Below are 12,203 nucleotides of genomic sequence, written 5' to 3' on the forward strand. Positions count from 1 at the left end.
TGGAAAACGATGGAGGAGAATCCTAAACATGTCTACTGTATATGAACGTGAAATTCGCCTATTTAGCTTAAACTCAAACCGCCCACTCGCCGAAGAGATTGCCAAGGAAATTGGTATCCCGCTCAGCGATTGCCAAGTGAAGCGGTTTAGCGACGGAGAACTTTACATCAACATCGAGGAGAGCGTGCGAGGCGATGATGTGTATATCATTCAATCGACGAGCTCACCGGTGAACGAGACGCTCATGGAGTTACTCGTCATGATCGATGCGTTGAAACGGGCATCGGTTCGGACGATTAACGTGGTCATGCCATACTATGGTTACGCTCGCCAAGACCGCAAGGCGCGCTCACGTGAGCCGATCACAGCGAAACTTGTCGCTGATTTATTGACGGTTGCAGGTGCCACTCGTTTAATCACGATGGACTTGCATGCTGCTCAAATCCAAGGTTTCTTCAATATCCCAGTAGACCAATTATTAGGTGTTCCACTCATCTCGACGTATTTTGAGACAGATGAATTTAAAGCGAAAGACATTGTCGTCGTCTCACCGGACCACGGTGGCGTCACGCGTGCCCGTAAGCTAGCCGAACGTTTGAAGGCTCCAATCGCCATCATCGACAAGCGTCGTCCTGAAGCGAACGTGGCTGAAGTCATGAACATCGTCGGCAGCGTTGAAGGCAAGACGGCCATCTTGATCGATGACATCATCGATACAGCTGGAACAATCACGCTCGCGGCCGATGCCATCGTCCAAGCAGGTGCCAAAGAAGTGTACGCCTCGTGTACACACCCAGTCTTATCTGGACCGGCGATGGAACGGATCGACAACTCGTCAATCAAAGAACTCGTAGTTTTGAACACGATCGATTTAGAAGGTCGCGAATGTTCGAGCAAAATCAAGCAGATGTCGGTTGCCCGTTTGCTTGGGGAAGCGATCATGCGTGTCCACGAGCACAAATCGGTGAGCACGCTGTTCGATTAAAAAAACGAGGCCCGAAGGCGTTCGCCTTTGGGCTTTTTTGTTCAGGAGGAATAAGATGAAATGTATCGTCGGCCTCGGGAATCCAGGCAAAAAATATGAGATGACCCGTCACAACGTCGGTTTTTTAGCGATTGATCGCTTAGCTGACAAACATGGGATTCAACTTGATGAAGCCAAGTTTAAAGCATTGATCGGAACGGGAAGAATCAATGGAGAACGTGTCGTCCTCGTCAAACCGCTCACCTACATGAATCTATCAGGGGAGTCGGTACGTCCGATTTTAGATTATTATAAGATTGAGATTGATGACTTGCTCGTCATTTATGACGACTTAGACATGGTGCCAGGGAAACTGCGATTCCGTCCGAAAGGCAGTGCCGGTGGACATAACGGCATCAAGTCGCTGATTCAACACCTGGGAACCCAAGATTTCAAACGTCTGAAACTAGGCATCGGTCGTCCGCCGCATCCGATTAAAGTCGTCGATTGGGTGCTCATGAACTACCGGAAAGAAGATATGCCAGAATTGAATGATACGCTCGATCAAGCGGTGTCCGCCGCGACTGATTTTGTGGACACGGAATGGATCGCGCTCATGAATCGATATAACTAAAGGGTCAACGTACCCTTTTTTGTCGTATGAGGTGGAGGAAATCAAAATGAATGCTTTAGAGAAATTCATGTTGGCATTGCCTGAGACGAATGTGATTCGGGAGCGGTTGCCAAAAGTTGATCGTCAACTCGTCACCGGATTGACGACGAGTGCCAAAGCGCTCGTGTTGGCAGGTTTGGCGAAAAATTCGCCCCGACGTCTCGTGGTCGTCACACATAACATGTACCAAGCCCAAAAAATGTACGATCAGCTCGAGTCGCTCGTCGGCCCGAGTCAAACATTGCTTTATCCGATCGATGAGACGCTCGCTGGAGAACTGTCACTCACATCGAGTCCAGAACTTCTTGCCGCGCGGATTGAAGCTCGAACACGTCTCCTTGACGAAACGGGAGGCGTCCTTGTCGTGCCACTCGGTGGGTTACGTCGCTTTATCCCGAGCCCGACGGACTGGCGGACAAGCCATCGAGTCATCAAACCAGGTCAAGAGCTTGATTTGAAGCCATTTGCCGAGACGCTGATCACGCTCGGATATGAACGAACGGCTACCGTCACCGCACCGGGTGAATTTTCTGTCCGCGGTAGCATTTTAGATGTCTATCCGCTCACGGAGGCGCGTCCGTATCGCATCGATTTGTTCGACACCGAGGTCGATTCGATTTTTACGTTCGATGCTGAGACACAACGCTCACTAGGGGTCGTCGCCGAAGCGGTCATTCCCCCGGCGACCGAGTTTATCGCTTCGACAGAACAATTGAAAAAAGCTGGGCAAGCACTCGAACGTCAATATGATCGGACGCTCTCGTTGATTGAGACGGAGACGATTCGTCAAGCACTCGAGGACGGGATTGCCCGGGACATCGAACAGTTCGGCCGAGGTGAGGCGCCCGAAAAAGTTGGAAAGTACACGCCGCTGCTATATAGCTCGACACTCCTCGACTATGTCGGACCGGATGCTGTTTTGATTTTAGATGAAGTGGCACGAATTGAAGACGCCGCCGACGTGCAAGATCGCGAGGAAGCCGAATGGTTCTCGTCGCTCATCGAACGCGGGGAATCCGTCAGCAACTATACGCTTGCCGTTCCGATGCATAAAGTGTTTCGTGATTTGAAGCAAGTGGCGTTCTCGCTCCTCCCGTCGAGACGGTCGGGGATTCCGGAGACGAACACGGTCCACCTCAGTTGCCGTCCGCTCCCGGCGTTTCACGGGCAGATGCACTTACTGAAGCAAGAAGTCGAACGTTGGCAACAAGGTGACCATCGTCTCGTCTTCTTAGCAGGGGATCAAACGCGGGCCGACAAGGTGGTAGCATTGCTTGATGATTATGGCATCTCGTCAACGTTCACGAATGTGGACGGTGAGCTGTTGCCGCGTCACGTTCATGTCATGATCGGACAAATCGAAGGCGGCTTTGAACTCTCGACGAGCCGTCTCGTCGTCGTCTCCGAGGAGGAACTGTTCAAACGCGTCACGAAGCGAAAACGACAGACGAAGAATTTGACGAACGCCGAACGGATTAAGAGTTACCAAGAATTGAAACCGAACGACCACGTCGTCCACATCCATCACGGAATTGGGAAGTACCTCGGGATCAAAACGATTGAAGTCGGCGGCATTCACCAAGACTACTTACATCTCGTCTACGCGGGCGACGATGCGCTGTACGTCCCGGTCGATCAAATCGATCTCGTTCAAAAGTATGTCGGGGCTGAAGGTAAAGAGCCGAAGATTTACAAACTCGGCGGGACCGAGTGGAAGAAGGTCAAATCGAAAGTCGCCAAATCGGTCGAAGACATCGCCGATGAACTGATTAAGCTGTACGCGGCGCGTGAAGCGTCCGTCGGCTACGCGTTCCCGGGTGATGACGAAGAGATGAGCCAGTTCGAAAGCTCGTTCCCTTACGCCGAGACAGAAGACCAAGTCCGTTCCATCGCCGAAATCAAAGCCGACATGGAACGGTCGCGACCAATGGACCGTCTCCTTTGCGGCGATGTCGGTTACGGCAAGACGGAAGTGGCGATTCGAGCTGCGTTCAAAGCCGTGCTCGCCGGGAAGCAAGTCGCGTTCCTCGTGCCGACGACCGTGCTCGCGCAACAACATTACGAGACGATGCTCGAACGGTTCAGTGAATTTCCAATCAACGTCTCCGTCATGAGCCGTTTCCGCTCGAAAAGCGAGATGGCGGCGACGAAGAAAGGATTGAAGGAAGGGACGATTGATGTCGTCGTCGGGACGCACCGCGTCTTGTCGAAAGATGTGACATTCGCCGACCTCGGTCTCGTCATCATCGATGAAGAGCAGCGGTTCGGGGTCAAACATAAGGAACGGCTCAAACAGTTGAAGACGAACATCGACGTCCTGACGCTGACGGCGACACCGATCCCGCGGACACTCCACATGTCGATGATCGGCATCCGGGACTTGTCAGTGCTTGAGACACCGCCAGAGAACCGCTACCCGGTGCAGACGTACGTCATGGAATACGATGGCATCGTCTTGCGTGAGGCGCTTGAGCGCGAACTGGCGCGAGGCGGACAGGCGTTCTTCCTCTACAACCGTGTCGAAGGCATCGAACGGAAGGCAGAAGAGATTCGCGCTTTGTTGCCGGAAGCACGCATCGCGACGGCACACGGGCGGATGACCGAGACCGAACTCGAGAGCCAGCTCATCAGTTTCCTCGAGGGAGAAGCCGACGTGCTCGTCTCGACGACGATCATCGAGACCGGCATCGATATCCCGAACGTGAACACGCTCATCGTCCATGATGCAGACAAGATGGGGCTGTCACAGCTGTATCAGCTACGTGGTCGTGTCGGCCGTTCTAACCGAATTGCCTACGCCTACTTCACGTATCGGAAAGACAAGCGCTTGACCGAGGTCGCGGAGAGCCGGCTACAGGCCATTAAAGAGTTCACGGAGCTCGGGAGCGGGTTCAAGATTGCGATGCGCGACCTATCGATTCGCGGTGCCGGCAATCTGCTCGGAGCCCAACAGTCCGGGTTCATCGATTCGGTCGGATTCGACTTATACTCACAAATGTTGTCCGAAGCCATCGAGGAACGGAAAGACCGTATGCGCGGCCAGGCGAAACAAGTTGTCTTCAAACCGGAGATCGCGTTCCAAGCGGATGCGTATATCCCGGACGACTATTTATCGGACAGCGAATTGAAAATTGAGATGTACAAACGCTTCAAATATGTCGATACACCAGAGGCGTTGTTCGCCCTCCAAGACGAGTTGATCGAACGGTTCGGCGAATTCCCGGAACCGGTCGCGCTCCTCATCCAACTGACGCGTCTGCGTATTTATGGCGAGATGGCGAAAGTGGCGCGCATCAAACAGTCGCCGGGCCGCATCGAGATGGTCTTGTCGCTCGAATCGACGACGGCGCTCGACGTGCCGTCATTCATGGAATGGACGATGCCGCTCGGTCGGAAACTCGGTGTCGGACAAGACAACGGTGCACTCAAGTTGTCGCTCAGTGGCCGCATGCCGGTCGTCGAACTGTTGAACGATGCCGATACAGTACTCGAGGAGCTCGTGAAGAGGTTGGCGCATGCGGTCGCCAAGTAAGTTTGCGACTGGCGTCGTCTTATTTGCGCTTGCGGGCTATCTTTCAAAATTCATCAGTTTTGCTTACCGAGTGCCCTACCAAAATATCGCCGGAGACTTTGGCTTATACGCCTATCAGACGGTATACCCGTTTGCCGCGATCGTCGCCTCGCTCGGTATGTATGCGATGCCGGTCGTGATTGCGAAAATTGGGGTCGGGGCCCAAGGGCCGAGACGCAAGCTCGAGGTGTTGTGGGGGAGTTTTTATGTCTTACTTGGCCTCAGCCTCGCCCTTGTCATCGCGATGTGGATGCTGGCACCGGTCATTGCCCGTCTTCTCGGTGACATGCAGCTCGCACCGACGTTACGCGTCATCAGCCTCAGCTATTTGCTTATGCCCGCGTTGGCGGTGCTCCGCGGTTCGTTTCAATCCGTCGATGACTTAAGACCGAGTGCAATCTCGCAAGTGCTAGAGAACCTTGTCCGTGTAACGGTTTTACTCGTCGCCTTGTTGATTGGCGTGCGCTTGGGCCAAGACGCCTATACGCTCAGTCGATACGCATATGGGGCGACGCTCGTCGGAGGTGTTGTCGCCATCATCATCCTGTCGCTATGGGTGAAACAGCTACGGCTCGTGCCGGTCCAGCATGCGACGTTGCGGTCTGTCCTTCGAATTTTACTGACGACCGGCTTTGCCGTCGGCTTCGCCTCGCTCGGAATCTTATGGATGCAACTCGTCGACTCGTTCACGATTGTCAATCTAATGGGCGGGGATTACGCGGCGAAAGTCGGAAAAGGTGTGTTTGACCGAGGCTATCCGCTCGTTCAATTCGCGATTCTCTTCACGACGGCGCTCGGAATGGCGAACGTACCGAACTTGGTGCGCCATTACCGAGCTGGTCGGGTCGAGGCGACGTCATCTGGGCTCAGCTCGATGATCCGCGTGACGACGACAGTCGCCGCGGCGGCGACGATTGGCTTGATGGGTGTCATGCTTCCATTAAATATTGCCTTATTCGAAAATGCCGCTGGGACAATGGCACTCGTTCTATTGGCGACATGTACGTTTGCTGCTTCGCTTGCCGTGGCGAGTATGACGTGCCTGCAGGCGATTGACCGGGAACGGACGGCCGCTGTCGGTATGATCCTCGCGATCGGTGTCAAACTCGTCAGCAATCTGTGGCTCGTCCCTCCTTATGGCATCGAAGGGGCTGCCCTCGGAACATCCCTTGCCTTTTTAACGATGGCCGCTTTCAATTTCAAACGTCTAGATCAAATCATCCCGCTTGGCATGCTCCGATTTCGACACTATGGGCGTCTCGTCAAAACGGTGGCGCCAATGGGGGGTGTCTTGTTCGGTTTGAATGTCATCATAATGAACTGGCTGCCAAATCGTCTCGATGCTCTCGTTTGGCTCGGCTTTATGCTCGTAGTCGGGGCTGGCAGTTATGTCTGGCGTTTATGGAAAGAACAAATCTTGACGATAGACGAGTGGGAAATGATCCCGTTCGGAGGTCGTCTCATCAATCTGCTAGAGAAAAAGGAGAACTGATATGAGTTACGGAATTACGGTCGTCGGCCTCGGCTCCGGCGAATTCGAGCAATTGCCGCTCGGTGTGTATCGTCATTTGAAGCAGCAACCGCTCGTTTGGTTGCGTACGAAAGAACATCCGGTCGTCAGCGAACTTGAGGCGGAAGGTGTGACGTTTGAATCGTTTGATGCGATTTACGAGTCGTGCGATACGTTTGAGGAAGTGTATGCCAAAATCGTTGAAGCGTTGCTTGAAAAGAGTGAGGAGTTGGCCATCACCTATGCCGTGCCGGGTCATCCGTTCGTAGCGGAGCGGACCGTCGAGCTGCTCGTCGAGCAAGGTGCGGACGTCACGTTCCTCGGTGGTCAGAGCTTTTTGGACGCCATGTTCCAAGCCCTGCGCATCGATCCGATTAACGGCTTCCAATTACTTGATGCGACCGCTCTCGATGTGGAACGGATTCAAGTGACCCAACACGTATTAATTGGCCAAGTGTATGATGGGTTCGTGGCCGGAGACGTAAAAGTTCAGTTAATGGAACGGTATCCGGATGAGCACATCGTTAAACTCGTGACGGCCGCCGGGACGAAACGCGAGCGGGTCAGTGAAATCCCGCTTTACGAGATGGACCGCGTGGCAGAAGTCGATAACTTGACGACGCTCTATGTGCCGCCGTTGATGGACGAAGCACATCTCGCCCGCGAGTTTTCGACGTTGAAGCACATCATCGCGACACTCCGTGGACCGGACGGGTGCCCATGGGATCGAAAGCAGACGCACGAATCGCTTCGCAAATATTTGCTCGAAGAAGCGTACGAATTGATTGAAGCAATCGATGAGGAAGACGATGATGCGATCGTCGAAGAACTCGGTGACGTGTTGCTCCAAGTCATGCTCCACGCCCAAATCGGAGCGGACGAAGGCTATTTTGATATCCGAGACGTCATTGGCACGGTCAGTGAGAAGATGGTCCGCCGTCACCCGCATGTGTTCGGGGATGTGACGGTCGATAATGCCGATGAAGTCGTGACGAATTGGAATGCGATTAAACAAGTGGAAAAAGGGGAAAAGAGAAAATCGCAGCTAGATGGTGTTCTCATGACGCAACCTGGATTGATGCGGGCCGAGCAATTGCAGAAGAAAGCTGCGCAAGTTGGTTTCGAATGGGACGATGTTCAAGGTGCGTTCGAGAAGTTGGAAGAAGAACTCCACGAGTGGAGAAGTCAGCCTGAAGATGAACGAGAACTTGGCGATGTTCTCTTCTCAATCGTCAACGTGGCGCGCTATTTCAAGTTGAACGCCGAGCAGGCGCTCGAACGGACCAATCAAAAATTTAAGAGACGATTCGAATACATTGAAGCGAACGGTTCCCTCGAAGAGATGACGCTCGAAGAGATGGATCGGCTCTGGGATGAAGCGAAGGAGAAGGGATTATGAGACTAGATAAGTTTTTGAAGGTATCCCGCTTGATTAAGCGGCGTACGTTGGCGAAAGAAGTCGCTGACCAAGGCCGGATTCAATTGAACGGACAAGTGGCGAAAGCGAGTACGGATGTTAAAGTCGGTGACGAGTTACAAATTCGCTTCGGGAACAAGCTCGTCACAGTCGTCATTGACTCGATTGCCGAGCATGCCCGCAAAGAGGATGCGAAAGAAATGTACCGCTTGCTCAAAGAAGAAAAGGTGAACAGTGGTACGGAAGCGTAAAAAAAAGGTATACTGAACGTAACAGGACAGGAGGAAGGTGATTCGATGAATGGACGTAATCCGATGGAACGCAAACAGCGGATTCGGGCTCTTGATGAACGGAGAGAGCAGCTGGAAAAAGAACAGAACCGGCGACGTATCCATCTTCGACGCCGCCTGGCTGCGGCTTCACTTCTCTTTTTGTTAATGGTTGTCTTCATCGGTCAAAGTTACTTCTCGAAAGTCGGATATGTGTCGGAGCAAGAACGGAAACAAAATGAAGCGCAAGTCGAACTTCGGGAAACGAAGGACGAACAATCAGAACTGAAAGAGCAGGTCGAGCGTTTACAAGACGAAGAATACATCGCCAATCTAGCGCGCAACGAGCTGTTGTTCTCGAAAGATGGCGAGATTATTTTTTACTTCTCACCAGAGGAATAAGTGGGTTCGTTGACCGTTGACGAATCGACTCGTATAATTGTAGGGAATCAATCAAAAAAAGGAGTACATTATTTTATGTCAATTGAAGTAGGAAGCAAGGTACAAGGTAAGGTTACAGGGATTACGCATTTCGGAGCGTTCGTAGAACTTCCAAATGGCAAAACGGGTTTGGTGCACATTAGTGAAGTGGCCGATTCTTACGTCAAAGACATTAATGAAGTGCTAACGGTCGGTCAAGAAGTGACGGTCAAAATCTTGAACGTCGAAAATGATGGCAAAATCGGGTTGTCTATCAAAAAGGCCGTCGATCGCCCTGTCAGTGAACGTCCAGAGCGTCCAGCCGGCGAGCGTTTCTCTCGTGGCCCACGCCCAGGCGGCCCGGGTCAAGGCGGCCCACGCCCAGGTGGTCCAGGACAAGGTGGCCCACGCGGTGGCGGCGGTCCACGCGGTGGCGGTCCACGTGGCGGCGGCGGACGTCGTGAAGTACGCCGTGAACCAGAAACGTTCGATACGTTGATGAGCAAGTTCTTGAAAGATAGCGACGAGCGCTTAACAACATTAAAACGTCAAACAGATTCAAAACGCGGTGGACGTGGAGCCAAGCGCGGGTAACCCTTCGTAAACCATCAGCTTCTACTCGTAACAATAAAGACGACGAACCACAGACTATCACAGTCTGTGGTTTTTTGTCGTCTATTTTTTTGTTATGAAAAATAACTAAAAAAGGTTGCATTTTTGAAAGGAAGCGAGCACAATAGGGAACATGAAAAAATAGTTATGTTTTATAAGTGAAAGGTGAGATTTGAAATGAATGGATGGAAACTGTGGACAGCGGAATGGCGCAGCATCGGGAAAGATCGACGCGTTTGGATTCCGGTTCTCGCGGTCGCACTCGTACCGCTCATGTATGCCGGGATGTTCTTATGGGCGTTTTGGGATCCGTATGGACAGATGAAAGACTTGCCGGTGGCACTCGTGAATGAGGACCGGGGTGCAACGTTCGATGGGAAACAACTGACTATCGGTGATGAACTCGTGGAGAAATTAAAGACGTCTGATGCGTTCGAATTTGTCGAGACGACGAAACGAGAGGCTGAGTCAGGATTGAACGACCATGACTATTACATGGCGATTGAGATCCCGGCGGATTTCTCGGAAAAAGCGACGACCGCGCTCGAGAAAGAGCCGGAGCAGCTCGAACTGAAGTACATCGCCAATGAATCGTATAACTTTTTAGCGGCTCAAATCGGTGGTTCGGCGATGGAACAAGTGAAAGGCGAACTATCGACCGAGGTCACGAAACAATATGTCAGTGCGATGCGTGACGGGATTCAAGATGCCGCTTCTGGGCTCGATGACGCCGCAACCGGGGCCGCGAAACTGGCAGAGGGCTCGCAGACTGCTGAGAATGGCGCGACCGAGTTGGCCGACGGGACCGCATTGCTCGCTTCGAAACAACAGGAGTTGGCCGACGGAGCGAGTCAATTGAACAAAGGTGTCGCGCAACTCGAGGCAGGGACGACCGAGTTAGCGAACGGAAGCCGGCAAGTACATGATGGCAGTGCCACTTTATCAGACGGGGCACGTCAAGTGAATGACGGGGCGTCCGCCCTTCAAGACGGAACGAGCCAACTTGTCGAAGGGACAGACACGTTCGCCTCGAAGTTGGAGGAATTGTACAGCGGGACGGCTTCTCTCAATCAAGGCGTTCAACAACTCGCGGCCGGGATTCAGCGTTCGAAGGACGGCAGTGAGCAATTGAGTGCCGGTTCAAATGAATTGGCGGCCGCGATGACGGCGGCGAAAGAAGGGAATGCCGCCTTGATGGCAGGAGAGACGGAACTCGTGGCCGGAATCGGTCAGATGAAGACAGAAGTGTTGGCCAGTCAAGATCAGTTGATGACCCAGCTGTCAGCACTCGCCGAGGCAGGGCAACCTGCTTCACCAGAGATGCTACAGGCGATTGTGGCCCAATTGGCGGAAGGTCAAACAGCGACAGCCGCTGGATTCGATGCACTGTCCGCGGGAGCGACGCGTGTGAAAGAAGGACAGGCCGCGCTCGGTGACGGATTGACGCAAGCAGAGGATGGTGCCAATGAACTTGCATCGGGATTGATGACGTTACGTGACGGACAAGCCGAGCTCGCGAGTGGAGCGCAAGCGTTGGCGGATGGGTCGACACAAGTGGAACAAGGGGCGCAAACAGCCGCTACGAGTTCGAAAGAGCTGGTTGCCGCGAGCGATCGATTAAACGCCGGGGTCGGGGAGTTGAAAGACGGGACCGCCGAACTTGCGACAGGTAGCAACCGTCTGACCGAAGCGACAGGAGCTCTTTCAGAAGGAAGTTCAAAACTCGAGGATGGAGCGAAGAGTGCGGGTGACGGAACGGACAAACTTGCGGACGGAGCCTCGCGTTTGGCGAATGGGGGCAAAGACTTACAATCTGGAAGTAGCCAACTAGTAGATGGGCTATCAGCGTTAGAATCCGGTAACAGCACGTTACGGGACGCGCTCGCCGATGGGGCCGAAGCGGCCGCGATCGACATCCGAGACGATAACGTCGACATGATGGCCGGACCGGTCACGGTCGTCAACGAATCGATTCACAAGGTCCCGAACTACGGAACGGGTTTTGCACCGTACTTCATGTCACTCGGACTATTCGTCGGGGCGCTCTTGCTCTCGATCGTCTATCCGCTGTACGATCCGGCTGGAAAACCGAAACGCAGCCTGTCATGGCTCGTCTCAAAATCAGGTGTGTTGCTCGTTATCGGATTTATTCAAGCGCTCGTCTTGGATGTGGCGATGGTCATGCTACTCGGACTTGAAGTCGAGGCACCACTCCAGTTCTTTGGATTCAGTTGGCTCGTCAGCATCACGTTCCTTTTAATCGTGCAGCTGCTCGTCACGACACTCGGGAACCCAGGTCGTTTCGTGGCCATCGTCCTATTGATCCTGCAACTGACGACGTCGGCCGGAACGTTCCCGCTCGAACTCATTCCGAGCGCGTTACAACCATTCAACGCCTGGTTGCCGATGACGTATACGGTTGCTGGCTATAAAGAGATTTTGTCAGCGGACGGTTGGAGTTATTTGCAACAAGCAATCATCTATTTGGCGTTCGTCTCAACCGCTTGCTTCTTCCTGCTATGGGGATATTTCCGCATCGCTTGGAAGAAAAAATATCGGCTGACGACGTCAGAAGCATGATGCACAACGAACTGAAAATCGTGTATAGTGGATAAGACGACACTATACACGATTTTTTTGTGAAAAAACTTTTAAAAAAGAATTGACACTGGCGTGGGTACTGGTTATTATAGAAAATGTGCTTAGGACACAACAATAACATGGCGGTGTAGCTCAGCTGGCTAGAGCGTACGGTTCATACCCGTGA

9 protein-coding genes are annotated in these 12,203 nt (G+C 52.9%); all 9 read left to right on the forward strand.

Annotation, left to right across the window (positions count from 1 at the left end; translation table 11 throughout):
• The first annotated feature begins 28 nt into the window (after positions 1–28).
• The gene (locus tag DPV68_RS03185) at positions 29–985 is read left to right on the forward strand and encodes a ribose-phosphate diphosphokinase (protein WP_021065746.1); all 957 of its coding nucleotides are present in this window, start codon (positions 29–31) and stop codon (positions 983–985) included.
• Positions 986–1,040: 55 nt separating this feature from the next.
• On the forward strand, positions 1,041–1,598 hold the full coding sequence (gene pth, locus DPV68_RS03190) for an aminoacyl-tRNA hydrolase (protein WP_034781796.1): 558 nt from the start codon (positions 1,041–1,043) through the stop codon (positions 1,596–1,598).
• Between the two features lie 46 nt (positions 1,599–1,644).
• Positions 1,645–5,169: a transcription-repair coupling factor gene (mfd, locus tag DPV68_RS03195; RefSeq protein WP_114165390.1), complete on the forward strand. Its 3,525-nt coding sequence runs from the start codon at positions 1,645–1,647 to the stop codon at positions 5,167–5,169.
• Entirely contained in the window at positions 5,153–6,700 is a 1,548-nt protein-coding gene (locus tag DPV68_RS03200) for a polysaccharide biosynthesis protein (protein ID WP_114165391.1), read from the forward strand. The genes mfd and DPV68_RS03200 overlap by 17 nt, the downstream gene beginning before the upstream one ends.
• Before the next feature lies 1 nt (position 6,701).
• Positions 6,702–8,117 (forward strand): bifunctional methyltransferase/pyrophosphohydrolase YabN, encoded by a 1,416-nt coding sequence (gene yabN, locus DPV68_RS03205; RefSeq protein ID WP_114165392.1) that lies wholly within the window; start codon positions 6,702–6,704, stop codon positions 8,115–8,117.
• Positions 8,114–8,386: an RNA-binding S4 domain-containing protein gene (locus DPV68_RS03210; RefSeq protein WP_021065741.1), complete on the forward strand. Its 273-nt coding sequence runs from the start codon at positions 8,114–8,116 to the stop codon at positions 8,384–8,386. Before yabN ends, DPV68_RS03210 begins: the two co-directional genes overlap by 4 nt.
• 45 nt (positions 8,387–8,431) lie before the next feature.
• Positions 8,432–8,806: an FtsB family cell division protein gene (locus tag DPV68_RS03215; RefSeq protein ID WP_021065740.1), complete on the forward strand. Its 375-nt coding sequence runs from the start codon at positions 8,432–8,434 to the stop codon at positions 8,804–8,806.
• Positions 8,807–8,881: 75 nt separating this feature from the next.
• On the forward strand, positions 8,882–9,418 hold the full coding sequence (locus tag DPV68_RS03220; RefSeq protein WP_034781804.1) for a S1 domain-containing RNA-binding protein: 537 nt from the start codon (positions 8,882–8,884) through the stop codon (positions 9,416–9,418).
• 195 nt (positions 9,419–9,613) lie between these two features.
• A complete protein-coding gene (locus DPV68_RS03225) occupies positions 9,614–12,016 on the forward strand; it encodes a YhgE/Pip domain-containing protein (protein WP_114165393.1) in 2,403 nt (800 codons plus the stop codon).
• Positions 12,017–12,203: the final 187 nt, after the last annotated feature.

The sequence above is a fragment of the Exiguobacterium sp. TNDT2 genome, from assembly GCF_003331145.1.
Classification (GTDB): Bacteria; Bacillota; Bacilli; order Exiguobacteriales; family Exiguobacteriaceae; genus Exiguobacterium.

What these genes read in the sequence shown, in the direction of transcription:
- DPV68_RS03185 (WP_021065746.1), top strand. Translation starts at nt 29, where the DNA reads ATGTCTACTGTATATGAACGTGAAATTCGCCTATTTAGCTTAAACTCA.
- pth (WP_034781796.1), top strand. Translation starts at nt 1,041, where the DNA reads ATGAAATGTATCGTCGGCCTCGGGAATCCAGGCAAAAAATATGAGATG.
- mfd (WP_114165390.1), top strand. Translation starts at nt 1,645, where the DNA reads ATGAATGCTTTAGAGAAATTCATGTTGGCATTGCCTGAGACGAATGTG.
- DPV68_RS03200 (WP_114165391.1), top strand. Translation starts at nt 5,153, where the DNA reads ATGCGGTCGCCAAGTAAGTTTGCGACTGGCGTCGTCTTATTTGCGCTT.
- yabN (WP_114165392.1), top strand. Translation starts at nt 6,702, where the DNA reads ATGAGTTACGGAATTACGGTCGTCGGCCTCGGCTCCGGCGAATTCGAG.
- DPV68_RS03210 (WP_021065741.1), top strand. Translation starts at nt 8,114, where the DNA reads ATGAGACTAGATAAGTTTTTGAAGGTATCCCGCTTGATTAAGCGGCGT.
- DPV68_RS03215 (WP_021065740.1), top strand. Translation starts at nt 8,432, where the DNA reads ATGAATGGACGTAATCCGATGGAACGCAAACAGCGGATTCGGGCTCTT.
- DPV68_RS03220 (WP_034781804.1), top strand. Translation starts at nt 8,882, where the DNA reads ATGTCAATTGAAGTAGGAAGCAAGGTACAAGGTAAGGTTACAGGGATT.
- DPV68_RS03225 (WP_114165393.1), top strand. Translation starts at nt 9,614, where the DNA reads ATGAATGGATGGAAACTGTGGACAGCGGAATGGCGCAGCATCGGGAAA.